Source organism: Stutzerimonas chloritidismutans AW-1 (assembly GCF_000495915.1).
In the GTDB taxonomy this organism is placed as follows: domain Bacteria; phylum Pseudomonadota; class Gammaproteobacteria; order Pseudomonadales; family Pseudomonadaceae; genus Stutzerimonas; species Stutzerimonas chloritidismutans.
On sequence record NZ_AOFQ01000005.1, the window covers coordinates 54,930 to 80,962 of the forward strand.

Annotated in this window: 19 protein-coding genes; 13 read left to right on the plus strand and 6 right to left on the minus strand. The window is 59.6% G+C overall.

Going from position 1 to position 26,033, the window contains the following annotated elements:
* Positions 1–87 precede the first annotated feature (87 nt).
* The 8 genes from F753_RS26930 to F753_RS26960 all read left to right on the plus strand — a co-directional run bounded on the left by F753_RS26930 (position 88) and on the right by F753_RS26960 (position 11,176).
* Entirely contained in the window at positions 88–1,017 is a 930-nt protein-coding gene (locus F753_RS26930; RefSeq protein ID WP_021263474.1) for a WYL domain-containing protein, read from the plus strand.
* Positions 1,018–1,079: 62 nt separating this feature from the next.
* Positions 1,080–1,580, plus strand: coding sequence for a BrxE family protein (locus F753_RS26935; RefSeq protein ID WP_041207022.1), 501 nt, complete (start codon positions 1,080–1,082; stop codon positions 1,578–1,580).
* Between the two features lie 2 nt (positions 1,581–1,582).
* A complete protein-coding gene (locus tag F753_RS26940) occupies positions 1,583–2,371 on the plus strand; it encodes a DUF1819 family protein (protein ID WP_031297134.1) in 789 nt (262 codons plus the stop codon).
* Positions 2,352–2,927 (plus strand): BREX protein BrxB domain-containing protein, encoded by a 576-nt coding sequence (locus tag F753_RS26945; RefSeq protein WP_021263471.1) that lies wholly within the window; start codon positions 2,352–2,354, stop codon positions 2,925–2,927. The genes F753_RS26940 and F753_RS26945 overlap by 20 nt, the downstream gene beginning before the upstream one ends.
* 28 nt (positions 2,928–2,955) lie before the next feature.
* Positions 2,956–6,597 (plus strand): BREX system P-loop protein BrxC, encoded by a 3,642-nt coding sequence (gene brxC, locus F753_RS26950; protein ID WP_023443891.1) that lies wholly within the window; start codon positions 2,956–2,958, stop codon positions 6,595–6,597.
* Between the two features lie 2 nt (positions 6,598–6,599).
* Positions 6,600–7,151 (plus strand): hypothetical protein, encoded by a 552-nt coding sequence (locus tag F753_RS49800; protein ID WP_209320141.1) that lies wholly within the window; start codon positions 6,600–6,602, stop codon positions 7,149–7,151.
* Positions 7,152–8,787: 1,636 nt separating this feature from the next.
* Positions 8,788–9,339, plus strand: a complete 552-nt coding sequence (locus F753_RS49905) for an ATP-binding domain-containing protein (protein ID WP_245218616.1) — start codon at positions 8,788–8,790, stop codon at positions 9,337–9,339.
* Between the two features lie 10 nt (positions 9,340–9,349).
* Entirely contained in the window at positions 9,350–11,176 is a 1,827-nt protein-coding gene (locus F753_RS26960; protein ID WP_023443894.1) for an Eco57I restriction-modification methylase domain-containing protein, read from the plus strand.
* 129 nt (positions 11,177–11,305) lie between these two features.
* Here F753_RS26960 and F753_RS26965 read toward each other — a convergent pair whose 3' ends face one another.
* Entirely contained in the window at positions 11,306–12,286 is a 981-nt protein-coding gene (locus tag F753_RS26965; RefSeq protein ID WP_021209969.1) for an IS5-like element ISPa52 family transposase, read from the minus strand.
* A gap of 146 nt (positions 12,287–12,432) precedes the next feature.
* On the opposite strand from F753_RS26965, the gene F753_RS0124595 reads away from it, so the two are divergent.
* The 4 genes from F753_RS0124595 to brxL are packed head-to-tail and all read left to right on the plus strand — an operon-like array spanning position 12,433 to position 20,778.
* On the plus strand, positions 12,433–14,349 hold the full coding sequence (locus F753_RS0124595) for a BREX-1 system adenine-specific DNA-methyltransferase PglX (RefSeq protein ID WP_031297138.1): 1,917 nt from the start codon (positions 12,433–12,435) through the stop codon (positions 14,347–14,349).
* Positions 14,346–16,154 carry a DUF262 domain-containing protein gene (locus F753_RS26970; protein ID WP_023443897.1) on the plus strand — a complete coding sequence of 603 codons (1,809 nt, stop codon included), beginning with the start codon at positions 14,346–14,348 and terminating at the stop codon, positions 16,152–16,154. Before F753_RS0124595 ends, F753_RS26970 begins: the two co-directional genes overlap by 4 nt.
* The gene (locus F753_RS26975) at positions 16,070–18,679 is read left to right on the plus strand and encodes a PglZ domain-containing protein (RefSeq protein WP_245218614.1); all 2,610 of its coding nucleotides are present in this window, start codon (positions 16,070–16,072) and stop codon (positions 18,677–18,679) included. Before F753_RS26970 ends, F753_RS26975 begins: the two co-directional genes overlap by 85 nt.
* A 5-nt stretch (positions 18,680–18,684) precedes the next feature.
* Positions 18,685–20,778: a BREX system Lon protease-like protein BrxL gene (gene brxL, locus F753_RS26980; protein WP_023443899.1), complete on the plus strand. Its 2,094-nt coding sequence runs from the start codon at positions 18,685–18,687 to the stop codon at positions 20,776–20,778.
* A 116-nt stretch (positions 20,779–20,894) separates the two neighbouring features.
* Here the strand turns inward: brxL and F753_RS26985 are convergent, their stop codons facing one another.
* Genes F753_RS26985 through F753_RS27005 form a run of 5 tightly spaced genes read right to left on the minus strand, consistent with a single transcriptional unit; the run spans position 20,895 to position 25,355 of the window.
* Positions 20,895–21,371 carry a Mov34/MPN/PAD-1 family protein gene (locus tag F753_RS26985; RefSeq protein ID WP_023443900.1) on the minus strand — a complete coding sequence of 159 codons (477 nt, stop codon included), beginning with the start codon at positions 21,369–21,371 and terminating at the stop codon, positions 20,895–20,897.
* Positions 21,359–22,990, minus strand: coding sequence for a ThiF family adenylyltransferase (locus F753_RS26990; RefSeq protein ID WP_023443901.1), 1,632 nt, complete (start codon positions 22,988–22,990; stop codon positions 21,359–21,361). The genes F753_RS26985 and F753_RS26990 overlap by 13 nt, the downstream gene beginning before the upstream one ends.
* Positions 22,987–24,129 carry a CBASS cGAMP synthase gene (locus F753_RS26995; protein WP_023443902.1) on the minus strand — a complete coding sequence of 381 codons (1,143 nt, stop codon included), beginning with the start codon at positions 24,127–24,129 and terminating at the stop codon, positions 22,987–22,989. Before F753_RS26995 ends, F753_RS26990 begins: the two co-directional genes overlap by 4 nt.
* Positions 24,123–25,124, minus strand: coding sequence for a CBASS cGAMP-activated phospholipase (locus F753_RS27000; RefSeq protein ID WP_023443903.1), 1,002 nt, complete (start codon positions 25,122–25,124; stop codon positions 24,123–24,125). Before F753_RS27000 ends, F753_RS26995 begins: the two co-directional genes overlap by 7 nt.
* A 6-nt stretch (positions 25,125–25,130) precedes the next feature.
* Positions 25,131–25,355, minus strand: a complete 225-nt coding sequence (locus F753_RS27005) for a DUF2188 domain-containing protein (protein ID WP_010792149.1) — start codon at positions 25,353–25,355, stop codon at positions 25,131–25,133.
* A gap of 286 nt (positions 25,356–25,641) precedes the next feature.
* Here F753_RS27005 and F753_RS27010 point away from each other — a divergent pair, with 286 nt between their 5' ends.
* Positions 25,642–26,031: a helix-turn-helix domain-containing protein gene (locus F753_RS27010; RefSeq protein ID WP_017462926.1), complete on the plus strand. Its 390-nt coding sequence runs from the start codon at positions 25,642–25,644 to the stop codon at positions 26,029–26,031.
* Positions 26,032–26,033 lie beyond the last annotated feature (2 nt).

A 26,033-nucleotide genomic window follows, 5' to 3' on the forward strand; every position in this document is an offset into this window, starting at 1 on the left:
ACAACTGATAGACAGATTCTAGAGCAGACAATATACTTTCCGCAATAACCCACACAAGCATTCGCTAACCCGAACGAGCTAGCCAGGATGTCGAACGAACAGCTTGCAGATCTAACCCAGCCACAACGCGACCGGCTCGCGTTCGTGGAGTTGCGCGTGCGCTTCATCGGGGAGATACGCCGTCAGGACTTGGTCACTCGGTTTGGCATCCAGTCCGCCGCCGCATCCAGGGATCTGGCGCTGTACAAAAAATTGGCCCCGGGCAACATCGACTACGACTCCAAGGGCAAGTCCTACGTCCTGGGGCCGGACCTCCGGCCCGTCTTCGACTTCCCCCCTGAGCGGGTGTTGTCGTGGCTGACCCAGGGCTTTGGCGACGGCGAGCCGATGCGGCTCAAGGCCCCGTTGGCCAATGCCGTGCTGGCCAGCGAGAGCCCATCCCGGCTCACGCACCCGGATCTGGATGTGCTGGCGAGCGTGACCCGTGCGATTCACCAGGAGTGTCCGCTCGGCATCGAGTACCACTCCATCTCCAGTGGCCGCACCGAGCGGGAGATCGTCCCGTTCGCGCTGATCGACAACGGTCGGCGCTGGCACGTCCGCGCCTTCGACCGAAAGTCGCAGGAGTTCCGGGATTTCGTCATCACCCGGATCAAGCGCCCGGCGGTGCTCAAGGGGCAGCCCGTGGCGCCCCACGAGATGAGCGATCAGGACATTCAGTGGACACGGATCGTCGAGCTGGAACTGGTGCCGCACCCGGATCAACCCCGGCCAGAGATCACCGAGATGGACTACAGCATGCAAGGCGGCGTGCTGCGGATGAAGCTGCGGGCAGCCACTGCCGGTTACATCCTGCGCAAATGGAGCGTCGACTGCTCCCCTGACCACAGCCTGCGCGGGCATGAGTACAGACTTTGGCTTAAGGATCACTTGGCTTTGTATGGCGTTAAGAACGCCGTGCTGGCGCCGGGGTATGCGCCCTTGGATGCGGCTCGCTCGGGGGCGGAATGTGACTGAGCAATGAATACCACTGCCTGCGCCGGTCGCGTTGGTAGAACAAACGAATGACGAGAGTTGAGATGAAAGAATCCTACCTACCCACGTTGCTGCAAATGAGGATGCTTGTCGGCTTCCTCGGAGAGCGTGCTCAGTGCGCCTGGTGGCCAACGGCTTTCTATGAGGCATCAAGCCGGCTCTTCCTAGAGCCGGTCTTCTCGAAAACATCTCGCCTTGCTCAGTATCACGGTGTGCTGGAAGCAGCCAGACGATTGCACGACGAGCATTTGAGCGTGGGTAGCTACCACTTGTTCCGTCTGCCTGAAGAAGTCGAACAAGACCTGCATGCGATCGTGCAAAGCAGCGCGGGGGAAGAACTCGCCAGCCAGGCACCGCCGAGTAAAGAGGCTGCGCTGGATGCGTTGAAGCGCTTGGCATCGACGAGCGGCACGTCCAGCGTGGGCCCAACGGCGGTCGGAAGCATCAAGGATATTGATTCCACCGACACCCTGAAGGCCATCGCGGCGGCTTATCTATCGGCGTTCACGCAGAACACCAAAGCTTATCCGTATCTGGTGGGGTGATCGTGGCCGACAACAAGCCCTACACGACTCAGTTACAAGCAGGCCTTGGGCTCGTCAACGAGACCAAGACGCTGCTCGACCTGTGGTCGCCCGGCATGTCGGCGAATCAGTTGCATCAAGTCGCGCTGGAATCCGGTCGATTCCCAACCGTTACCGCGCGTCGACTCCGCAACATCGTCGTCGAATGCTTTGCCCCGCGCTATCTAGTCAATGGTGGTGCACCGGCTGCTCACCTCAAGCGGCTGTCGGCAACGATTTCCACTGCTGATCTGACGCAGCTCATGCTGGTTTTCACGAGCCGCGCCAATCCCATTCTTGGTGACTTCGTGCGCCACGTTTACTGGGCTCGATACGCCGGTGGATACACACAAATCACCAATGAAGATGCGCGCGCCTTTGTCGAACGAGGTATCGATGATGGCAAGACAGTCAAACGATGGTCTGAAACAACTGTGCGGCGCGTCTCCGCCTATTTGACAGGATGCTGCGCCGACTACGGAATGCTTGAGCGTGGGTTGCGTTCCAGTCGTCGCATCTTGCCGTTCCGCATCTCACCATCTGCGGCCGCTTACTTAGCCTATGAGCTGCACTTTTCCGGCGTCGGTGATAACGCGCTGCTGACCCACGAAGACTGGCAGTTGTTTGGCCTGGCACGGGAAGACGTGCTGGAAGAGCTCAAGCGACTTTCGCTGAAGGGGTTGCTCATCGTCCAGGCGGCGGGTGACGTGATTCGCATCAGCTGGAAACAACAAGACATGGAGGCGCTCTGCGATGTCCTCACTCAAAGCTGATTTTGACGAGTTGCGCGAGCGCATTCGGCATGGGCGCGAGCTCGGCCATGCGAGCTTCGAGCCGATCTACTACCTGGTTTTCCCGCCAGAGCAAATCCTCGAGGTGAAGCGGCAAACACCCGCATGGGTGGCCAAACTGCACCAGGAAGGCTGGGACGTGCACACGTTCTCCATCGCCGAACAGCTCTGGGCGCTGCTCAAAGACGACCCGTTCTGGTCGCTCTGCGTGATGGAAGACAAGTCAGCACCACTGGATTGGCCGCGTACCAACAAAGCCTTGGCTGACATCCTGACGGCGGATAACGGCCTGCTGAAGCGACTTGAGGATGCCCTGCAGCCGCTCGAAGGCCAGCAGAACGCGCTGCTCTTGGTAACGGACCTTGAGGCACTGCATCCCTTTATGCGGATCGGTGCCATCGAGAGTCAGCTCCAGGGCAAGTTTCATGTGCCGACGATTTTTCTGTACCCCGGCGTGCGAACCGGCAAGACGCGCCTGAAGTTTCTCGGCTTCTACCCGGAAGACGGCAATTACCGCTCCGTCCACGTCGGCGGCTGAACAGACAAAAGAACCCTGGGATAAACCTATGACCATTCGCTCACTCTTCGATCCAAGCAAGGACATCTACCGGACCATCGAGAAGGTCATCACCTATGGCGCCTCGCAAGAAGGCCGCCTCAAGGCTGAGATCTCCGAATATGTGGTCACCGAGAGTATTGAGGAGCAGTTCCGCAAGCTTCTCGATCGCATGCAGATCGCGATGGAGTCCGGTGGCGAAAATGAGGTGGGCGTTTGGGTCTCAGGCTTCTACGGCTCCGGTAAGAGCTCGTTCACCAAGTACCTCGGCCTGGCGTTTGACGATCAGCGCACCATCGACGGCACGCCGTTCATCAATTACCTGCAGGACCGCCTGCACAAGCCACAGACCAAGGCGCTCCTCAGCACGGTAGCGAAGCGCTTCCCGGCTGCTGTGGTCATGCTGGATCTGGCCAGTGAAATGCTTGCCGGCGCCACGATGGAAGACGTCTCCACCGTCCTCTACTTCAAGGTGCTGCAGTGGGCCGGCTACTCGCGCAACCTGAAGGTTGCCGCTTTTGAGCGCATGGTCGAGAAGGACGGCCGCACGCCCGAACTCCATGAGCGCATAGCCCAGGCGCTGCCAGGTGCCACCTGGGCTCGCGTGCAGAACAACCCACTGGCCATCGATGGCTTGATCCCGAAGATCGCCCATGAGATGTACCCGGCCCTCTTCCCGGAGGCCAAGTCATTCTCGTCCAGCACCGAGGGCTTCTTCCAGTTCGAAGACCAGCGCGTGCAGGAGATGATCGACATCGTCCGCGAAAAGAGCGGCAAGCAGAACATCATCTTCATCGTCGACGAAGTGGGGCAGTACGTGGCCTCGCGCGACAACCTTATCCTTAACCTCGATGGCCTGGCCAAGAACCTCAAGCGGCTCGGCGATGGCAAGGTCTGGATCATCTCCACTGCGCAGCAGACCCTCACTGAGGACGACCCACGCGCCGCACTGAACTCCGACAAGCTCTACAAGCTCAAGGACCGCTTCCCGATCCAGATCGACCTCGAATCGAGCGACATCAAAGAGATCTGCTATCGCCGTCTGCTCGGCAAATCACCAGCGGGTGAAACCGAACTCGGCAAGCTGTTCGACGCCCACGGCCAGGCACTGCGACACAACACCAAGCTGCAAGACGCCAAGTACTACGACGCGGACTTCAGCAAAGAGAGTTTCACCAATCTCTACCCGTTCCTGCCGGCGCATTTCGACATCCTGCTGCACCTGTTGGGCGCGCTCGCCAAGTCCACTGGCGGCATCGGCCTGCGCTCCGCGATCAAGGTGATCCAGGATGTCCTGAAAGGCGAAGGCGGCTCTAAGGCCATGGCCGATCAGCCTGTGGGCTGGCTGGCCACCACGGTCACGCTGTACGACGAACTGGAAAAAGACATCCGCCGCGCCTTCACGTCCATTCACCAGGCGGTTGGCAAGGTACAGATTCGTTTCCCGGATTCGCAGCTCCATCAGGACATTGCCAAGTCCGTCGCCGTACTGCAGATCCTCGGTAACCTGCCGGTGTCGGTGCAGAACGTCGCCAGTTTGATGCACCCGTCCATCACTGCAGCATCGCAGCTTGATACGGTAAAGAAAGCCGTCGAAGAGATGCTGAACGACGTGCATGTGCCGCTGGGTGAGAAGGATGGCAACCTCGTGTTCCTCAGCGAGAAGCTGCGGGATATCGAGCAGGAGCGCGGTGCCATTGCACTGCGCACCGTGGATGTGAAGCGCATTTTCAACGATGCGCTGCGCGAGTCCTTCGATCCGCTGCCTCGCGTCAGCCTCCACGGTACGATGGCCGTCGCAACGGGCCTGAAGGTCCAGGCCGGCAGCGCCATCACCAGCCTGGCCGGTGATCAGAGCACCATTCAAACCATCGTGGAACTGGTGCCCGCCAGCGACTACGAGACCGCCAAGAATCGGATGTTGGATGACTCCCGCAGTCGGGCGGGCAGGAATGTCATTGGATTGTTGGCGCGCTCCAACTCTGATCTCGACGATCTGGCAAACGAAATCTATCGCTGCCAGCGCATCGCCGAACTGCATCGCAACGAGCCTGACCAAGAGGTCAAGGACTACTGCACCGGCCAGCTCGACCGTGCTGCCAAGCTGGCTACCCAGCTCCAGAGCAAAATCAAGCAAACCCTGCAGGCAGGTTCATTTGTGTTCCGTGGGCAGGCAACGGCGGTATCGGCGCTGGATGCCGACCTGTTGGAGGCCGCCAAGAAGCTGCTTTCCGACGTAGCTGACCAGGTGTTCGACCGGTACGTAGAAGCCCCAGTACGTGCCGGAACCGACACCGCCGAGAAATTCCTGAAGGTCGCCAACCCCGCAGCCATCAGCAGTGCGCTGGACCCGCTCGGCCTGGTGCAAACCGTGGCCGGTCGCGCCTCGTTCAAGACCGACCACAAGGCGATGATCAGCATCCGCGACTACATCGACAAGCGCGGTACCGTCGATGGCAAGCGCCTGCTCGACGATTTCAGCAACGATCCGTTTGGCTGGTCACCCGATACCACGCGCTACATCGTGGCCGCCATGCTGATGGCCGGCGAAATCAAGCTCAAGGTCTCGGGTCGTGAGGTCACAGCTGCTGGGCAACAGGCGATCGACGCGCTCAAGACCAACAACTCCTTCAAGCAAATCGGCGTCGCGCTGCGCGACGAGCGCCCGTCCATCGAAACGCTCGGACGTGCCGCTGAAAGGCTCACCGAACTGGTGGGCGACATGGTGATCCCGCTTGAGCAAGAGATCAGCAAGGCGGCGGCCAAGCACTTCCCGCGCTTCCAGCACGACTACGGCTCCTTGGCCGAAAAGCTCAGCGGCCTTGGGCTGGCGGGTAGCGAACGCATCCGTACTTTGAACCAGGACATTGCCGACGTCCTGTTCACAGACGCTTCCGATGCGCCTCAGCGGTTGGGCGCAGAAACCTCCGCCATTTACGACAACCTCAAGTGGGCGCTCGAAGTGAAGCGCGTACTCGATAACGGGCTCGATGCAACCCTTCGGGATCTTCAAGCCCATCGCCGTGACATTGAGGCCTTGCCGGACACCGGCGTGCCGGGGGAGCTGCGCCGCGAACTTGCCGAAGACCTGGGAACTCTGTCTGAGCGCCTGGGCAAAGAGGACTTCTACAGACACACCGCCGACTTCAATTCACAGCTCACCCATCTCAAAGGGCGCGTGCGCGATGCAGTCATCACGCTCTCCGACCAGCAGAAGCTGCGCCTGAAAGAAGGTGTCGAGGATCTGCAGCGCATCCCCGAGTGGGAAGAACTCACCCAGGAGGAGCGCGGCAACGCCGTGAACCGGCTGGACGGGCTCGCCCTGGCAGCAACGCAGGATCTGGCTGGACTCAAGAAGCTGTTGGCCCGCGACTACGACATCAACAGCACCCTCGACGACCTGAAGCGGTCGATCCAGCGCCAGGGCCAGGAGCGCCTGCGCCAGCGCATGGAGGAAGAGCGGGCCAAGACAGGCGAGAAAGGCCCCGCCAAGCTCACCAAGTCGATCGCCGTGCCGGTGAAGATGACCTCGGCGGCAGACATCGACGCGCTGATTCAACAGCTCCACGAAATCAAGGCTCAGCTCGCGCTGTATGCCGAGATCGAAGTGTCTCTTGTCCTGGGTGAACAGCCTGGAACAGGTGGGAGCTAAGCATGGAGCTGACCACCGAATCCAGGCAACACATCGAGCAGGTCGCCGGCGAGGCGCTCACCCAGCTCGACAGCATCGCTACAGCTGCAAAACGCAATCTGCACGATGGGCGAACGCTGGGCTCCGATTCCTTGGCGAGCGTCAATACGATGACGTCTAGTGCGGCCATCCAGAAACTGGATCAGATCAGCCAGGCCAACCGAGAGAGCTACCAGATTTTGGCGGCTGAGCCTGCGATCGCCCGTGTCGTTGTCGTGGATGAGGAAGGCGACGAGCGAACCTATTACATCTGTCGAACCACGCCGGTTTCGGGTTTTCAGAATCTGGCCAGTTATCGCGCCCCAGTTGGTCGTCTGGCCTCTTTGGCGATCGGGGCTGAATTCACCCTGCCCAATGGCACCGTTGTCGAGGTCTTGGAGCGCGCCCAACTCCGACCCGCCGCACTAGCCGATGGCCGCCGCACTAGCCGATGGCTGGGATTCGCGCGACACGGTGGTGGAAGCCGAGCATTTCGGCCCACTGACGATCGAGTCGTTGAGGGCGCTACTGACTGAGGTTGCCGGAGAAGAAGTCACCGAAGACCTCCTGGGTCAACTGCTGGCCGAAGAAACCGTCAAGGCCAACATCATCGACGGCGTGCGCCGCAGCGTCATCACCAAGATGGGGCTGCGCGATCAGCCCGTTCTGGATCAATACCAGGATGAGATTTTCCGTCTTCCCCTCGACAAGCGATTACTGATTCTTGGCCCGCCCGGCACGGGTAAGACGACAACCCTGATCCGCCGCCTTGGCCAGAAGCTCGACACCGCCTTCCTGGAAGAAGGCGAACAACGTCTGGTTGAAATGGTGGCTACTGCCCAGGGCGTTGCGCACGCCAACAGTTGGCTGATGTTCACGCCCACCGAATTGCTCAAGCAGTACCTCAAAGAGGCCTTTGCCCGTGAAGGTGTTCCAGCCTCCGATCTGCGCATCAGAACCTGGCAGGACTACCGGCGCGAGCTGGCCAGAAACGCTTTCGGCGTCCTCAGAACCGCATCGGGTGGCGGCACCTTTGTCCTGAAAGACAGCCTGCCAAGCTTGAGCGCAGAGGCGCTGGATCGCCCGATTCAGTGGTTCGACGATTTCAACACATGGCAGCGCAACGCCTACGTGCAAGAGCTGCATGAAGCGGCCAATATGCTCCGCGAAGCCAAGGCGCCAGAAGTCCAGAGCTTGGGCGAGCGGCTGCACAGCATCCTGAGGCAAGCAAGCGATGGCGCGCTGGCGTCCACCTTCGGATCGCTGGCAGCCGAGCTCCCCAAAGTACAGGCGCTCGTCGCCAGCCTGAAAGAAGACACTGACGGCAAGATCAAAGCCGCGCTCAATCTCCAACTCAACCGCAACCGGGCGTTTCTGGATGAGTTGGCGCGCTTCATCGACGGCCTGCAGCAAGCCCAGACCATCGATGCCGACGAACAAGACGAGCTTGATGCTGATGAGGAAGAAGACACCACAGCACCGCGCACCGGTCGTGCCGCCGCTCTCACCGCTTACATGCAAGCGGTGAGAGCCCAAGCCCGATCTGCAGCCTCAAAGCGTGCGGTCAGCAAGACGTCGCGTAACGGCAAAATCATCGAGTGGCTGGCCGATCGCGGCCTGACGGAAACCGATCGCGCGGAGGTGGGTGCGAGCCTACTGGTGCAGACCAACGCGCGCCGCTTCGTGAACCCGGTCAAGCGCTATCTCGACGGCATTCCCAAGCGCTACCGCGCGTTCCGGCGCGAACGCCAGCAAGCCGGGAGCTGGTATCGCAACGAAGGCTTCGAAGCCCGCGATATCCATCCGCTCGAACTGGACATTGTGCTGCTCGCCATCCTGCGCGCCGCAGGCGACTTGATCAGCCGGCCCAACGTGCAGCGCGATATCGACAGCCCCGCTTGGTCGGCACTCCAGCCCATCCTGGGGCACTACCGCAACCAGGTTTTGGTGGATGAAGCGACCGACTTTTCGCCTATCCAGCTTGCCTGCATGGCCGCCCTGGCGCATCCACGGCTGCGCTCGTTCTTTGCTTGCGGCGATTTCAACCAGCGCCTGACCACCTGGGGTGCCCGCTCCGCCGATGAAATGAAGTGGGTCTTTGCCGACTTCGACATCAAGGAGATCACTGTCTCCTACCGGCAGAGCAAGCAACTGAACGATCTGGCTCGCGCCATGATTCGCGCTGTCGGCGGCACCGAGCAGAACGTCAGCTTGCCTGCGCATGTGGACAGTGGTGGCGTAGCGCCCGCGCTCCTGGAGCACGCAACGGACACAGCAATCGTTGTCAGTTGGCTGGCAGATCGCATCCGAGAGATTGAGCGTTTCGTCGGCCAGCTGCCGTCCACCGCCATCTTTGTGAATGCCGAAGACGATGTGGCGCCAGTGGCTGAGGCGCTGAACGAAGCCCTGTCCGAACACAACATCCAGGTCATTGCCTGCCGCGAGGGTCAGGCGGTGGGCCAGGAAAGCAACGTGCGCGTGTTCGACATCCAACACATCAAAGGCCTGGAGTTCGAAGCGGTGTTCTTCGTGGGCATTGACCAACTCGCCGCACTGCATCCAGCGCTCTTCGACAAATACCTGTACGTGGGCACCACGCGTGCGGCCACCTACCTGGGCGTGACCTGCGACGGCGCTTTGCCGCCCGCCATCGAGAGCCTGCGCGCTCACTTTGGCCAGGATTGGCAAGCACCCGGTTCACTGCAAGCAGGCACAGAACAATAGGAATCGATTGATGGCATTCGACCAAACAACAAGAAACCGCCTGCAGCGCTTCGTCAACGACGCGCGCCGGGTGCTGGAAGAGGAGTTCACCCGCCAGCTGCAGAACGACTACGGCATGGACCCGAACGCGGGCACCGTGGCGGAGCTGGTCAGCCTGCGCCATATCAACGATGCCCAGCGCGAAACTGCCCGCATCCTGCGCGATACCCTCGCGCACTACACCGCCAGTGGCGACATGAACGCCACGCAGGGGCTGGATCGCATCGTGCGTGAGCAGGCCTTCACTGTGCTCAACCGACTGGCGGCGCTGCGTATGGCGGAGGCACGTGGACTGCTGGTCGAGTCGGTGGGCAACGGCTTTCAGGCCAAGGGCTTTCAGCTCTATGCGCGCTTGGCCGGCACCGGCTTGGGCGAAACCGGCGATGCCTACCGCGTGTACCTGTTCAGCGTGTTTGATAAGCTCGCCCAAGACCTGCCGGGCCTGTTCGACCGCTACTCGCCCCAGGGCCGCTTGTTCCCGCGCGAAGCCGCGCTGCTGCAAGTGCTGAACCTGATCAACGATGCCGGCATCGCCCCGCTGTGGAGCGAGGACGAAACCATCGGTTGGATCTACCAGTACTTCAACTCCAAAGAAGAGCGCAAGGCGATGCGCGATGCGTCACAGGCGCCGCGCAACAGCCGCGAGTTGGCCGTGCGCAACCAGTTCTTCACGCCGCGCTATGTAGTCGAGTTCCTGGTGGACAACACTCTGGGGCGCCTGTGGTTCAACGCCACGGGCGGGGCCACCGGCCTGCGCGATCGCTGCCAATACCTGCTGGTGAAGCCGGACGAAACGCCACCAGCCGCCACCAAGCTGCGTGACCCGCGCACCCTGAAGCTGCTGGACCCGGCCTGCGGCTCCATGCACTTCGGCCTGTATGCCTTCGATCTGTTCGCCGAGATCTACCGAGAAGCATGGGCTTGGGAACAACAGCAGGGCCCCGGCTCGCTAGATGTATCGACTCAGCCCCAGGCTGCGCTCAAGCCATTGAGCCAGACCTACGAGGACGAGGCGGCATTTCTGCGCGACGCTCCGCGTCTGATCATCGAACACAACATCTATGGCGTGGACATCGATCCGCGCGCTGCGCAGATCGCATCGCTGGCACTGTGGCTGCGAGCGCAGCGTGCTTGGCACGATGCCGGTGTGAAGGCCAAAGACCGCCCGCCGATTGGGCGAGGCCATGTAGTTGCCGCCATTGCGCCGCCGGCAGAGCGTGAGCTGCGCCAGCAGTTTGCCGCCACCCTCGACAAGCGCGACGCCGAGCTATTCGAGAAGACCCTGCAACTGCTCAAGGGCCTGCCGGAGCTCGGAGTGCTGCTCCAGGTTGAACGCGAGCTACCAAACTTGATTCGCCAGGTTTATGTGGGCAAGGGCACTGGCCTGTTTGCCCAACAGGAGCAGGAGAACTGGCAGCAAGCAGAGGCAAGGCTGCGCACGGCGCTCACCGAGTTCGCCCAAGCAGCGAAATCTACATATCAAGGACGTTTGTTTGCCCAGGATGCTCTCCAGGGCCTGCGGCTTATCGATCTGTGTCGTGAAATGTTTGATGTGGTGGTGATGAATCCACCGTTCGGCGCGCTGGCATCAAATACCAAGGATCAACTTGCCAAAGCTTATCCGCGCAGCAAGAACGATCTGCTGGCAATTATGGTGGAGCGAGGAATAGGAATGCTCCGCTCCGGGGGGTTAATTGGTGCAATTACATCACGCGCCTGCTTTTACCTATCCGATTACAAAAAATGGCGAGAAGAAATTGCTCTTGGCGTTGCTCAGCCTAAGGATGGTCTGAAGTAGTCGAGTTTTTCTGACTGACTTCAGGCACTGCTGATTTTAAAGCGGGATAATGATCAAAAAACGATCAAGTCGCCGGCTCAATTCGATGCTTGAGCCGCTGCGAGCACCTCGCAGCGGCTATGCCTCGCATTACAGGCGCACCTCTCCTGCAGAGGTCAGTAAATGTCGGCGAGCCATCCACAGATTCGATAGCGCAAACAGCGTAACCATCTGCGACGTATTCTTCGCCAGGCCTCGGAAGCGCACCTTGGTGTAGCCAAACTGACGCTTGATCACCCGGAACGGGTGCTCGACCTTGGCGCGCACCTGGGCTTTGGCCTTCTCGATCTTGCGCTTGGCTTTGTACAGCGCGCTGCGCTTATCCAGCTTCTTGTAAGTGCTGCGGCGGGCCGCGATCTGCCAGATGACTTCGCGGCCTTCATGTTCGGGACGCTTCTCGACGCCGGTGTAACCGGCGTCTGCGCCGACCATGTTCTCCTCGCCGTGCAGCAGCTTATCGACCTGGGTGACATCCGCGACATTGGCTGCCGTGACCACCACGCTGTGCACCAAACCCGATTCATCGTCGACACCTATGTGTGCCTTGGCCCCGAAGTAATACTGGTTGCCCTTCTTGGTCTGATGCATCTCTGGGTCGCGTTTGCCGTCCTTGTTCTTGGTCGAGCTCGGTGCATTGATCAATGTGGCATCGACAATGGTGCCTTGGCGCAGCGACAGGCCACGGTCACCCAGGTAGCCATTGATAACTGCCAGGATGCCAGCAGCCAGTTCGTGTTTCTCCAGCAGGCGACGGAAGTTGAGGATGGTGGTTTCGTCGGGGATACGCTCCAGGCTCAGCCCCGCGAACTGCCGCAGGATGGTGGTCTCGTACAGTGCCTCTTCCATCGCCGGATCGCTGTAGCCAAACCAGTTCTGCATCAAATGAACCCGCAGCATCGCCATCAGCGGATAGGCCGGACGTCCGCCTTCACCCTTGGGGTAGTGGGGCTCGATCAAGGCAACCAAACCCTTCCATGGCACTACCCGATCCATTTCGATCAAGAACAACTCTTTGCGGGTCTGCTTGCGCTTGCCGGCGTACTCGGCGTCGGAGAAAGTCATCTGCTTCATCGGGCTACTCGGCGGGTAGGATCGGGGTATTTTGCCAAATCAGGAAGTCTTCTTCAGAGTGTCCCTAAGGTGGTTGCTGATCTTGGTGTTGGCGTTATGGATGATGCTATGGTTGAGGCTGCTGCGTATGTTCTGGAGAAACAGGCATGACTTATTTTATAAGACTCCTAACTAGCAACGAGAAGCAAACTGATCTTCAAAAAATTGCCAACAAAATACGAATGGGAGAATCTGACGCGCGTTTGTTCTTGGTTGATGCTTCAGCCTTTGATAGCGTGCCTGGAAAGCCATTTGCATACTGGGTTAGTGAATCAGTTAGACAAACCTTTCAAAGGTTGAATGCTTTTGAAAATGATGGACGATCTGCAAAGCAGGGATTATCTACCGCTGAAGATTTTCGCTTTGTGCGCGCTAATTGGGAGCTGGGCGGAGAAGCCAAGGGCTGGCATGGCTTTGCAAAGGGAGGTTCTTTTGGTGCCTTTTATCAAGATATTTTTCTATCGGTAAATTGGAAAAAATCTGGTGAAGAAATAAAGGCAGGGATTTGCCGGAGGTATCCATATATAAATGGCAACTGGGAATTTGTTGCCAAAAATAGTTCCTACTATGGTCGCCCTGGGCTTACTTGGCCGAGAAGGAGCCAAATTGGTCTCTCTGTCCGTGCGTTACCCGCCGGGTGCATCTTTGCAGATGTCGGTCCATCTGCCTTCGTTGCTAATGACACCAACGATGACTTATTGCTACTTTTAGCTATCTGCAATTCTTCTGCGTTTCGATTCATGGTCCGATTTCTTGTTTCGTTTGGGAAATATGAAGTTGGCGCGATTCAAAGAATGCCAGTCCCAAAAGATGACAAGAAAGCGAGAGAAGAGCTCGTCACACTCGCTTTTAGCGCATGGTCACTAAAGCGAAAGCTTGATGTTACAGAAGAAATATCACATGCGTTCGAGCTTCCTGCGGTACTACGTTCACGCCTGGGTGATTACGACCCACCCGCCATCCAGGCGGAGCTCACTTCCATCCAGTTTAAGATCGACGCCATTGCTTTTGACCTATATGGTTTCAGCGATGCTGATCGTTCCGAAGCGCTGGCCAGTCAGGGCTCATCAAGCGAGGAGGCTACTGATGGCAGCAGGGACGATGAATCTGATGACGAAGAAAATGTCGTGCCCATCGACCACACAACCGGCTTATTGAGCTGGGCTGTCGGTGTGGCATTTGGACGCTTCGACTGGCGCCTGGCCACTGGTGAGCGTGCGACACCAGCAGAGCCGGAACCATTTGATCCCTTACCCGCCAAGAGCCCAGGAATGCTCCCGGACGGTGCTGCAACTTTCCATGCGCACCCGGGCATCTTGGTTGACGACCATGGGCACCCGCATGATCTTGCTCGCTTGATTGAGGAAGTTCTCGTTCGCGTCGAGGTGCCCGTGCCGGAAGATGTGCGCCGGTGGCTGCAGCGCGACTTCTTCCCCTTCCATCTGCAGCGCTACTCCAAGAGCCGCCGCAAAGCGCCTATCTACTGGCCGCTGTCCACCACGTCGGGCAGCTACACCCTGTGGGTCTATTACCCTAGTCTTACCAGCCAGACGCTCTACACGGCGATCAACGACTTCGTCGAACCCAAGCTCAAACAAGTCGGCGCTGACGTGACGGCGCTGCGCAACAAGGGCTCTGCCCGCAGCCGCGACGACGAAAAGCAGTTCGAGGCATTGCAAGCCTTCGAGCTGGAGCTGATCGAGCTGCGCGACACTTTGCTCAAGCTTGCGCCCACCTACAAGCCCAACCACGACGACGGCGTGCAGATCAGCGCCGCGCCGCTGTGGCCGCTGTTCCGTCACAAGCCCTGGCAGAAGGTGCTCAAGGACACCTGGGCCAAGCTGGAAAAAGGTGACTACGACTGGGCGCATTTGGCGATGAACTACTGGCCCGAGCGCGTTCGCGAGAAGTGCAAGACCGACAAGTCGCTCGCCATCGCGCATGGCCTGGAGGATTTATACATTGAGCCCGAGGTAGCACCGAAGAAGACACGTGGCAGAAAGAAGACCGGAGGCGATGAATGATTCAGGACGTCAAAGCGCTGCCGGTCAGCTTCTATTTCAGCCCCGATGGAACGACGTCGTTCTTCATTCCCAAGTACCAGCGCGAGTACGTGTGGGGCGGAAAGAACTGGGATGCGCTGTTCAATGACCTGGAGGAGTCGCCCAGTGGGCACTTTCTGGGCTCGATCATCTGCGTGAACACTCAGCAAGATGGCATGGCCGGTGGCCGACTTGAGCTGATCGACGGCCAGCAGCGGTTTACCACCATCAGCCTGTTGTTCTGTGCGTTCTACGACAAGCTGAATGCCATTCCGAATCCGGATCGCCGTCTGCTGGTGGAGCTGGACAACCTGGAAAGCCGCATCTTCGTCCGCACTTCTGGCCAGTGGCGTCTGGAGCCCAGCGAGCAAGCGCAGAACAAGACAGATTTCCAGAAGGTGCTGAGCGATCTGTTTCCCAAGCAGGTGAAAACGCCGAAGGGCTTGAGCAATTTCGGAAACCGCCGCATTGCGCGCGCCTACCGCTACTTCTGTGAGCGACTGGAAGGGCTGAGCCAGGACAGCGCACTGGCCCTGCTGGAAAAGCTCAAAGCGGCCATGCTGGTCAAGATCGAGGTGCGTAGCCATTCCGACGCATTCATGTTGTTCGAGTCGATCAACAACCGGGGCATCCCGCTCTCGGCCATCGACATCATCAAGAACAACCTGCTGGCCGAGTTGGACAAGCGCCCGGACTACGGCATTGACCGAGCGTTTGACGAGTGGAAAGACCTGATCGACCAGTTGCCCGACCCGGCGGTGCAGGAGCGCTTTCTGCGTCAGCTGTACAACATGTTCAAGTACCTCAAGCGGGTCGAGGTCAAAGGCTGCACCCGCGCCACGCGCTCGAACCTGATCACCATCTACGACACCCTGCTGCGCAAGCGCCCGGTCTGGCTGTTCGGCGCGCTGCAAGCCAAGGGCAAAACCTACTCGGCACTGCTCAACCCCGCCGTGGCGCGCGCGGAATGGGGCGACGCTGCCGCAGCGGCCTTGCAAGACCTGCAGCGCCTAGGAGCCGCGCCGGCTTACGCATTCTTGTTGTGGGCCAGCCAGGTGGCGCAGAGCCAGAAGTGGAATGAGGGCGACGCATTGAGCCGCTTGGCCGCTTTGCTCACCAAGTGGTTCTTTTGGCGCAACCTCACCGACATGCCGCCGACCCGTGAACTCGACCCGATGTTCATGGAACTGGTCAGCCACCTGCTGACGCAGATTCGCAGTGGCGAGATCACGGCGCTGGACGGCTTCATCCAGCAGAGCAGTAATTGGTTGCTGGGACGGGCAGCCCCACAAGATGTTTGCGAGTCGCGCCTCAAGGGCGATGTGTACCTGGAGAATTACGACGCCACGCGGTTCATGCTCTGCAAGCTGGAAGAGACACACCAAACCCGTGAAAACAAACGCGACCTGTGGGTGCATGACGCCAATGATCGCCCCGTTTTTACCGTCGAACACATCCTGCCGAAGACCGAAAACTTGGGGCCGGGCTGGGTGACGATGCTCGAAGGGAACCAGAAAGGCACTGCGGCTGCCATTCGCGAGCGCTGTGCGCACCAGCTCGGCAACCTGACCCTGAGTGGCTACAACTCCAAGCTCGGCACGATGGAATTCTTGAAGAAGCGCGATCGCAAGAACGATCAGGGTGATTTCATTGGCTACCGCAACGGCTTGTACCTGAATGCCGACTTGGCCAGCCGAGATGATTGGAACGAGGCCGCCATTACGGCGCGAACAGACAAGATGCTCAAGGAGGTGATGTCCATCCTGAGCCTGCGGGAGGACAAATGACGATTGCGGAATTCATTCGAGAAAGCGTGCTGCGGCCGCGCCTGAAACAGGCAGGCGCCTTGGTGGTCTACGACGCTGACAGGCGCTACCGCGAGCAGTGTTTCGACTTGGCGGCCGACAAGGTGCGGGTGGTGGATGCGTCTGAAAGCAGCATCGAAAGCCGTGAGGCAGCGTTGCAGGCACTGCGCGATGTGGGTCAGCCCAAGGCGCCGCTGGAAGGTGTATTGATCTATGTGCCGACCAAACGCCCGGAAACCGACGAGCAGAAGCAAGCTGATCCATTCGCCCTGTACGCAGAATGCGGCGCGGTGTTCCCGCAAGATGATGGCGATGAATACTTGAGCCTGTGCCTACGTGCGAGGCCGGATCACGCCACTGAGATTCGGCAGGTGTTTGCGACTTCTCCCTCTGGGCCGACCTTCGCGGTGATCGATGCCATTGGCGGCGGCGTGAGCTGGCCGCAGTTGCGAGCCACTTTGCGGGTGGAATCGGGGCGCGAAATTCTGGCCGCACTGCTGGCACCCACTACCAGTCAATCCGAAGCACTCAAGGGGCAGGAAGGCTGGGTGCAAGAGGCGCGCGATTTCCTCCGCGCTACCTTGGGCCTGAGCGTGAAGACGCGCGGCAAGACGTGGTCTGCCTTGGCGGATGAGCTGTGGCGCTACGTGCTGTTCAGCGAGTTTGTGTTTGATTTGCCGGTGGCACTGCCGGAGACCCTGAAGGGTGTGCCACACGCACCGATGGAAGCCAGGCCTATCGTCGAGGATGTGTGCGACCGGCTGCGCAGTGACCCCAAATCACGCGCGGCATACATCGAACGTGCCGAGGCCATCGAGGCTGAACTCAATCTGACCGATCTTTGTGGTGCGATTGAAGACCTGGGCGAGCGCGACACCTTCCCCTTCGAGGAACGGACTTTCCTGCGCACGGCGATCAAGGGCATTGTCAGCGGCGACGCCGATGCCACACGCCGAGTGCTGACCCGTCACAAGAGTTCGGTATGGCTCGGCAAGGGCGAAAGCCAGGCCCAGTGGGAGTTGGTGCGGTCTGGCTTGAGCCTGGTTGAGGCCTGCGACGATTTTGAGCGCCAGCTACCGGATCATGCCCGCTCGCAAGCGGATCTGATCGACTTCTACCTGGGCAGCCTGCGTGAAGCAGACCGTCTGCAGCGCGAGTTTGAGCAAGCGGCGGGTGACTTCCTTGACCCACATGGCTTGATGCATGAAGTGATCAGCCAAGCACGGGCGCGCTATCGCCGGTTGGCAGAGAAGGTTCAGGGCGTGTTTGTGAAGCACGTTGAGTCCGCCGGTTGGCCACCCACGGGGCGCCTCGCCAATGCCGATGCCTTTGATCGGCTGGTGGCTGATCGACTCAAGGAAAGCGGACGCAATGTGGCCTACCTGATGGTGGACGCCCTGCGTTACGAGCTGGGCGTGGCCCTCGAAAAGCTGCTGGCGGAGGATGGTCCCGTCGAGCTCCAAGCGGCCTATGCGCAGCTACCGACCATTACCCTGGTGGGCATGGCGAGCTTGCTGCCGGGCGCTCGCACGGGGCTGACCCTATCGCTGGAGAACGATTCCCTGGTGCCGAAACTGGCAGGGGCGCCGGTGAGCAATGTCCCGCAACGCATGGGTGTGCTGGCCAAGCGGTACGGCGACCGGTTCGCTGAAATGCCGCTGAACGACTTTGTTCGCGGTAAGCCAAAGATTGCCGAAACCGTCGACCTGCTGGTGCTGCGCTCCACGGAAATCGACAGCCAACTGGAAAGCAACCCCGAGACAACGCTAGGGCTGATCCCTGGCACGCTGAAGCTGATCCGCGTCGCGCTACACAAGCTGCGTGGCATGGGCTTCAAAGAGGCGGTCATCGTCACCGACCATGGCTTCTTCCTCAATGCGCAAGCGGAAGCTGGCGATGTGTGCGTGAAACCGCAAGGGAAATGGCCGGTGAATGCCCATGACCGCATGATGCTGGGCGACGGCACCGCCGATGGTCACAGCCTGGTCGTCAGCGCCGAGAAGGTCGGCATTCGTGGTGATTTCACGCAAGTGGCACTACCGCGCAGCATGGCTCCCTATCGCTCGGGGCACCTGTATTTTCACGGCGGGGCATCCCTGGCCGAGGCCGTTGTGCCGGTGCTGGTGGCCAGGCTGGATACCACCACCCATGCGGAATTGCGCAAGGTGGTGGTGGAGCTGAGCTACAAGAACGGCGCCAAACGAATAACTACGCGATTGCCGGTCATCGAAGTGATACTGGTGACAGACGATATGTTCTCGCAAGACATGAGCGTGGAGATATTGCTGGAAGCGCAGGATGGCAAGGGCAATGTGGTGGGAGAGCCGCGCCCAGGCGGCGATGTGAATCCCGCGACCAGAACCGTGACCCTGATGCCAGGCCAGCGCAAGCAGATTGCGCTGCGGATGGATGATGAGTTCAGAGGCAAGTTCGCAGTCAAAGCGCTGAACCCGACGACTCTGGCGGCCTACAGCAATCTGGCGCTTGAAACCGACTATACGGAGTGAGCCCTATGGACGAACTCGACCAAAAACTAAACGCCACGTTCGACGGCAAAGTTCTTCGCAAGGACTTGCTGCATCGGATCAAAAAAGGCACTAACGTCCCGACGTTCGTCCTGGAGTTCCTGCTCGCCAAGTATTGCGCCAGCAACGACCAGGCGGAGATGGATGCCGGCATGGAGGCGGTGCTGTCCTCCTTGCAGGAGAACTACGTTCGCCCCGACGAAGCCAATGCCGCTCAGTCCAAGGTGGCCACCAAGGGCAAGCATCGCTTCATCGACAAGGTCCATGTCCGTTACGTCGAAAAGGAAAAGCGCCACTGGGCATCGCTGGAGAACTTCAACTCGCAACGCATCGCCATCGGCGAGAAGTTCTACCGTGACAACGACAGACTGCTGGAAGGCGGAATTTGGGCCGAAGTCACCCTGGCGCACAACGACATCGATGAGGACGACTACGCGTTTTCCATCGAGGACCTGCGCCCGATCCAACTGACCCGTTTCGACTTTGACCGCTATGCAGAAGGCCGGGCAGCCTTCACCCGAGATGAGTGGATCGCGGCGGTTCTGCGCTCTGTGGGTCTGGAGCCCAACAAGCTCTCGAAGCGCGTTCAGATGCATTTCATCGCCAGGCTGGCCGCTCTGGTGGAGCCCAACTTCAACTACATCGAGCTGGGCCCGCGCGGCACCGGCAAATCCTACTTCTTCAGCGAGTTTTCGCCCTACGCCACGCTGATCTCGGGTGGCCAGGCGACCAAGGCCACACTGTTCTATAACAACGCGCGTCGCAAGGTGGGCCTGGTCGGCTTTTGGGACACGGTGGCCTTTGACGAAGTTGGCGGTATCAAGGTCAAAGACCCGGACACCATCCAGATCATGAAAGACTTCATGGCTAACGGACGTTTTTCGCGCGGGGCCGAAGTCATCGCCGATGCCAGCCTGAGTTTTGTCGGCAACATCGATGTGTCTGTGCAGCAGGTGGTCAATTCCAACGAGCACGACCTGTTTCAGCCCTTGCCACCAGAGCTCGACCTGGCCGTGATGGACCGCTTCGCCGCGTACATCCCGGGCTGGGAAATGCCCAAGAACAGCAGCGAGTTCCTGACCAGTAATTACGGATTCATCACCGATTACCTGGCCGAGGCCTTCCACTACCAGTTCAAGCACACGAACCGCTACGAAGAAGTTAGCAAGCGCATCCGGCTCGGTAAGTCGATTGAGGGGCGTGACGAGAAAGGCATCAAGAAAACCGTCTGCGCTTTCTTGAAGGTCTTGCATCCGAATGGGCCACCGACCGACGAAGAGTTCGAGGAATACGTGGCCTATGCGACGGAATGCCGCCGTCGTGTCAAAGAGCAGATGAACAAGCGCAAGCCGGATGACGAGTTTGCGCGCATCAACCTGTCCTACTTCAAGGCCAGCGGTGAGGAAGTGGTGGTCTTCTGCCCGGAGTCGAAGGATGCGCCCGCGACGCAAGAACCGGCTCGTCGTCGTTTGAGCCAGGCGGATGGCCAGCCTGCTGAGGCAGTCGAAGTGCAGCCCGTCGCCCAGCCGGCGCCTGCTGCAGCAGTGGAACCTCCAGTGGCGCCGGTACAGCCTGCTCCGGCACCAACGGTGGTTGCTCCGTCATCGGTCGAGCTCAAGGAACAGCACTTCACCATCCTCTATGGCGATACCGGGTACAGCTATGAGTCGATCCTCGGCCCCTACCTGCAAGGCGCGAAGTCCGTCGTCATCGAAGACCCGTACATCCGGCTACAGCACCAGATTCAGAACTTCGTGCGCTTCTGCGAGACGGTACTGAAGGCTGGCACCGTGAAGAAGATCAGCCTAATCACCGGCTACGACGACAAGACCCAGTTGGCCGACATCGCCGAAAAGCTCGATGAGCTGAAGCAAAGTCTGCTGGAGTTAGATGTCGAGCTAGAGGTGAAGCTCAACCCGAACATCCATGACCGCGAAATCAGACTGGATAACGGATGGATCATCAAGATTGGCCGTGGACTGGATTTTTACCAGAAGCCAGGGGGATGGTTCGAGGTTGGTGCAAACGATCTGAGTCTGCGCAAGTGCCTTGAAACCAAGGTGGATATCTTTCGAGCATGAGATTTGGGGCCTGTGGTGAGCTTGTCTACAACGATTGAAGCTGCCGGAGGCCCAGCGACTGCGTTGCCCGCGAGCCCGATCGCGGCACGCTGGGACGACATTGGTTTGTTGTGTCGCTATTCCACAGGGGAAAATACTGATCCTTGGCCCGAACTTGGCACCAACTCAATATACATGGCACTTCGTCCAACAATGACAGCGAGCGTTGGTCGCTTATCCCGACGCTTGGCCGACAGACGGTTCCATTCCGATCTATCGAGGCCAGACGGGTTGGGGTTGTCTTCCGGATGGGTGTGCCATTCGCCCAAATAGCGGATGGTTCCCTGGCTCGCCGTCCATCGAGCCAGTGCAATGGCTTCGTGGCCGAATGGCATTCTCTCGAACAGGTAGCGAAACCGTTTGTCCCATGCCGTGGGAACCGTTGCATGCTCAATGAGCATGTGAGTTCCATGGACCGAACCGAGTAGCAGCCCGCCAGCTTCGCAGTCAGAATCACTGGCCTGGACATGCTGGCGGAAGGTCTCCAGCGTGGACTTCGAAAAATGCAGCAGCGTTCTGTTGTCGTCGGCCGCCCAAGAACTCATGAATTGCATAAGGGACATTCCCGATCCCGCGGCGGATCGCAATCGGGTGTGGCAAGCTGCTGTGCGCGGTCGATCAACCTGGTTCGTAACGCGGGGGTATAAACGCCGTTGACCCAATCGAGGGTCATCTCAGCGCCCAGGCTGGCAGCGTGCACCGACACCGAAGCGGGGAATGGCACGTACAAGCCTTCGCATCCATGCCCCGCCAGAATGGCAGGAAGAGGATCAGTGATAGAACGGAACTCGCCTCTTCTGTTGCTATGCCAAAGACATCGATAGCACGCATCAGATGCTTTCGTCCTCAGGAGCGCACGGACAGCCGTTCCCGGCCCCTCGATCCAGACCGAAAGCATGGGCGTCGGAGGCGGATAGTGGCCGCACAGCCAATGCCCGAGAGATTCTTCCCCGGTGGCATCTATGAGCAGGTCCAGCTCTCCCAGTTGGGCATGCCTGACATCCACGGGCAGCGCGCGAATCTCGGCGCCTGGCGCCAAGCGCTTGAGTTCCTTCGCCATAGCCTCGGCCTTGTTCGACAGCAGGTCCGGGAATCCGAGGCGATGGCGCCCGATGTTTTGCGGGAGAAAGCAATCGAAATCCACCAACGTGAGTTTTCCGCCACATGTCCCCGCCCCAGCCTTGACAAGCATGTCCGACAGATAGCCACCAATCGTGCCGCATCCAACGACGGCGATGTTCTTCCCTGCAAGCGTCTTTGAGTTCGGCATGTTCCGCTGGGCAAGGTACCGATCGTCAATTCTGATCACCGAAATGGGCACCACCTTCAACCCATAGCTCGAATCCCTGCGATCTGCGAGCTTGCTCTTTTGGACAGGACTTTGGCGGTCGTAGAGAACCGCAAAGCCATAGGTCATCAGCGGAGACTCGATGACGATCAGAACTCCGTTGGCCTTCTTCCTCTCCCCCTCCTTGATACGCTCGTGAATCTTGCGCCGGCACCGGGGATCAAGAGTGCTCTGCCACGCCAGGATATCCCCGACTGTTTCAGGAGGCCAATTGCTAGTCAGAGGGCGCGGTTGAGCACCGGTCTTTACTCGGTAAGTCAGCACCGTTCTATCGGTGACCTGGTAGCCGAGCGACTTCAGCTTTTCAGTTGTTCGATCTTCGTTGTCGGTGATGAACCACAAGGGGCACCCATTGGCATGCGCGACGATGCAGTTCTGTCGCCCTAGATCCTCGCCTTGCATGTCCACGAAACAATGCCAGCCGCGCCAATAGGCGAAGAACTCTTCCGCGAGGTCTTCGATCATCTCCCCCTGCATGATCTGCCCGAACACGACGGCCGCGCGTTGCAGGCACGCCAGCGACTGTCCGACAGGATCGTAGATGTCCAGAACGACGGTGCCCTTGGCGAGATAGCAAAGCCCGCCATCTGCGCCAAGATGAGGAACCGCTGCGGGCAGCTCAGGAGGGATTTCCAGCAGCCGGATGCGAGGCAAGTCGAAGAACGTGGGGTCGAGCTGGACTTCGCACGGACAACCCTTGTCCGCTTGGGGCGAGGTCAACCGCCCGTGCAGCCTGAACCAGCCGTCATCCGTCTTGCCAACAAACGCGAAGCCTCGCTGCTTGAAGGCCTCGATCACGTCTGCGACCGCTGCGGCGCTGCTCATCCAGCTTTCGTTCGTCCGATGAGTTCGCTAGGACCAGCAGTAGCGGGAGCCGCGGCAATGGTGGCGGCAACGGACACCACCTTGACCCGATCCGGCTCGTTCGGAAAACGCGGGCCGAATTCGCCTCGCATCCAGATGCAGGCCTGTGAAGGACTGCCGGCGCCGGTTGCTCCGCGAAGCACCTTCTCAAACTCTTCGAATGCTATGGCCGCATCTTCGACACCCGCTTGGCCAAGTCGCTCCGTGAGCGATTCGGACTCTTCCACGGGGTTGTTCACTCCCCCACGCAACCGGGCTGGCAGTGCCGCGACGACATCCAGCAGAGCGAGGTCGTCGCGCCTATCGCGTTTCTCAAAGAGCGGGGCCGCGGCGGCCATCAACAGGATCGAGGCAGGTCCTCCGCTGGACCACTTCCAATCGCGGAACGCCTTCAAGTAACGAACCACGCGGCGGAACTGCTCCCCCTTGGCCTCCACTTCGCCCAGGAACCATTCCTTCACGGGCCTCGGGTCAGAGGACATCCAGTTGCATTCACGATGGGCCAGGAGAACCTTGTCAGCCGGCAGCGCGGTCCAGGCATCGCGCTCTGCCATGTTCACCGCTTCCGTCAGCGAGTCGTAGCCATATCGCTCCATCGAAGCCTTTGCGAGCGTGACAAATTCCTCGTCGGGAATGGCGTACAGAGGAATATCAATGTGGGCATACGCAGCAATGACGATGCGGATGCATGTCGGCTTGTCGGTGACAAGCTTCCACCGCCTTTCCTCGACCAGCGGCTTCAATGCTTCTTCCGCAGCGGCAAAGAACACCGTCGCCGCAGTGCTGGGACGCTTCGTCTGCGAGACGAAACTCATTGGCAGATAGCAGCCATCATCGACATCCGCCTGCTGAGGGTGTTGTGCCGGGGCGTTCAGCGTCTTGTATGCCCACGACCCTTGCGTGAAGAAGCGCGGCTGTGGCACGTCTTCCGTGTATCCGTTTGCCCTAAGCACGCGGGGGATGCCTGTGCGCAGGCAGTCCCTGACGTCAGTGCGTGCGCTGGCGATCCAGGCGCGCTGCCCAGGCGTCAGATCCAGCTCGTCGTGCATGCAGGATTCGTCATCAAGGGTGGTGAAGAAGAGTGGGCTCAAGTTCAGCATGCGGCCTCCGGAACATTCTTGTTGGGGCCGTGATAGAAGATGGGAGCGCCGGCCTGGTGCGCTCGAAATGGTTGGAAAAGAGGATCGCCGAGCGCACGCTGCGCCGCGTGGTTGCCGCGATCCTTGAGCGTGTTCGTGGCGCCAATGGAAACCCGATCCAGCGCCTTCACGTCCTTGCTTTGATCCGGTGTCGCCTTGTCGTCGATCTGGAAGTAGTTGTTGCCCAGCGCCTGCCGCAGCATGTAGTCCACCGACGACTCCTGGGCGGAGATCACGAGGTCGAAGAGTCCCCCACGCCACTTGCCGAATCCGCGGTCGAGGCTGGCGCCGCCGCGAACGGTCGCACCGATGGTCATCGTGCCGATGGCGAGGACCCGAACCAGCGCATCCTGTTTCGGCGCCAGGAACGTCTTGACTTCGTGCAACCCGAAGAGGCCCGGGGCATTGCCCACCAGCCCCCCGTCCGCGAAGACACCGCGGTCGTTGCGCGCCAGAGGGAAATAGACCGGCGCGGCAGCAGTCGCCAATGCCACATCAACGACCTTCATGCGGTGATCCAGCTCAAAGGATGGATGGTGCGGTGTCTTGAAGAACTGCCCACGTCCCGTCGAGTAGTTGACTGCCGGCACAAGAACACGATGTTTCAGGTCGCCTATCGTGGTCCCTTGGAAGCGCTCGGTCAGCACTTCCTTCAATCCCGCTGGGTCATGCTTTGCGGTCAACCAGAATCCAAGAAGCTGCCGTGGAAGGCTGCGGCAACCAAAGATGCGGCTGCCCTGTTCTTCAAACAGTGCCTTGAGTTCGTGGGCCGGAATTTCCGCAGCCAGCCCCAAAGCGAGCATCCCTCCTGCCGATGTGCCGCAAATCAGATCAAAGTGCGAAGCGATCGGACGACCCAGCGCGGTTTCGAGTTCGGCGAGAACCGTGGCGGTGTACAGGCCGCGATAACCGCCCCCTGACAGGGCGAGCACATGGTAGGTAGGGATGCCCGTCATGGCGCTTCAACCCTTCGGCGGGAAGGGGTCGTTGCCGTGGCTGTCCTTGTCACGGATACGTCCATCCGGACGATGGATGACGAGTTCGGACTGCTGGTTGCGTGCGATACCCCTCGCTGCGTCAATGGCCTGTTGCTGCGTGTCGTGCACGGAGGTCGCCCGCTGATTGCCGGCTCCCTTGACGGCCCAACCGTCCTGATGAGGAACAACATGCTGATTCTTGCCTGCCATGATGGCTCTCCTACAGTGGAACTATCGAAGACCCAGCCGCTCGACTGGGTTGTCAACGGCCGCCCGCTGTAGCACAATTCGTTGCTCACGCAGACAACAGGAAGGCCAAGCCAATCCAACCTGGAGCAGGCGTAAAACCTGCATCCGTTGTCTGGCTGGACAACAATGTATCAGAGCGCGTGTGCCGGTGCAACTTGCGTGCGGCGTGCACCTCTGAACATCAACCGGACGTGGAGGGCAACAGAGGGCTTGGCCCTTCTTCCCGCAACCGCAAGGATCAGAACTCATGCCGCAAACAGGCCTAGGCGTCGCCCTCAAGACGCTACGCGAACGCAGAACCCTTTCCCTGCGTGAGATCGGCCAGCTATCGTCAGTTGATCATGCTTATGTCCACCGCCTCGAAACAGGCGAGAAGACAAACCCATCCCAAGACTTGGTTGAGAAGCTGTTGAAGGTTCTCAAGCCGGGAGAAAGAGATGCCGCACTCGTGATGTGGCTGGTTGACCACGCAGACGCTGATCCAAGCCTTGTTGAATTCGTGCTACAAGATCCCTCGATCAGCATCGATGTTTTTTCGGCCGCGGCTGGAGTCAGGCATCGGGGAAATGCGAGGCCTGACCCCGCGACGCTCATCGCCCGAATCAAGAAGGCCTTCGACGACGACGAGGACGACTGAAC

Excerpts from the sequence above, each read along its gene's own strand:
- F753_RS26970 (WP_023443897.1), top strand. The coding sequence starts at position 14,346 with ATGATTCAGGACGTCAAAGCGCTGCCGGTCAGCTTCTATTTCAGCCCC.
- F753_RS26965 (WP_021209969.1), bottom strand. The coding sequence starts at position 12,286 with ATGAAGCAGATGACTTTCTCCGACGCCGAGTACGCCGGCAAGCGCAAG.
- F753_RS26945 (WP_021263471.1), top strand. The coding sequence starts at position 2,352 with ATGTCCTCACTCAAAGCTGATTTTGACGAGTTGCGCGAGCGCATTCGG.
- F753_RS26960 (WP_023443894.1), top strand. The coding sequence starts at position 9,350 with ATGGCATTCGACCAAACAACAAGAAACCGCCTGCAGCGCTTCGTCAAC.
- F753_RS27005 (WP_010792149.1), bottom strand. The coding sequence starts at position 25,355 with ATGGCAGGCAAGAATCAGCATGTTGTTCCTCATCAGGACGGTTGGGCC.
- brxC (WP_023443891.1), top strand. The coding sequence starts at position 2,956 with ATGACCATTCGCTCACTCTTCGATCCAAGCAAGGACATCTACCGGACC.
- F753_RS26935 (WP_041207022.1), top strand. The coding sequence starts at position 1,080 with ATGAAAGAATCCTACCTACCCACGTTGCTGCAAATGAGGATGCTTGTC.
- F753_RS49800 (WP_209320141.1), top strand. The coding sequence starts at position 6,600 with ATGGAGCTGACCACCGAATCCAGGCAACACATCGAGCAGGTCGCCGGC.
- F753_RS26930 (WP_021263474.1), top strand. The coding sequence starts at position 88 with ATGTCGAACGAACAGCTTGCAGATCTAACCCAGCCACAACGCGACCGG.
- F753_RS27010 (WP_017462926.1), top strand. The coding sequence starts at position 25,642 with ATGCCGCAAACAGGCCTAGGCGTCGCCCTCAAGACGCTACGCGAACGC.
- F753_RS26985 (WP_023443900.1), bottom strand. The coding sequence starts at position 21,371 with ATGCAATTCATGAGTTCTTGGGCGGCCGACGACAACAGAACGCTGCTG.
- F753_RS26995 (WP_023443902.1), bottom strand. The coding sequence starts at position 24,129 with ATGCTGAACTTGAGCCCACTCTTCTTCACCACCCTTGATGACGAATCC.
- F753_RS27000 (WP_023443903.1), bottom strand. The coding sequence starts at position 25,124 with ATGACGGGCATCCCTACCTACCATGTGCTCGCCCTGTCAGGGGGCGGT.
- brxL (WP_023443899.1), top strand. The coding sequence starts at position 18,685 with ATGGACGAACTCGACCAAAAACTAAACGCCACGTTCGACGGCAAAGTT.
- F753_RS26990 (WP_023443901.1), bottom strand. The coding sequence starts at position 22,990 with ATGAGCAGCGCCGCAGCGGTCGCAGACGTGATCGAGGCCTTCAAGCAG.
- F753_RS0124595 (WP_031297138.1), top strand. The coding sequence starts at position 12,433 with ATGACTTATTTTATAAGACTCCTAACTAGCAACGAGAAGCAAACTGAT.
- F753_RS49905 (WP_245218616.1), top strand. The coding sequence starts at position 8,788 with ATGATTCGCGCTGTCGGCGGCACCGAGCAGAACGTCAGCTTGCCTGCG.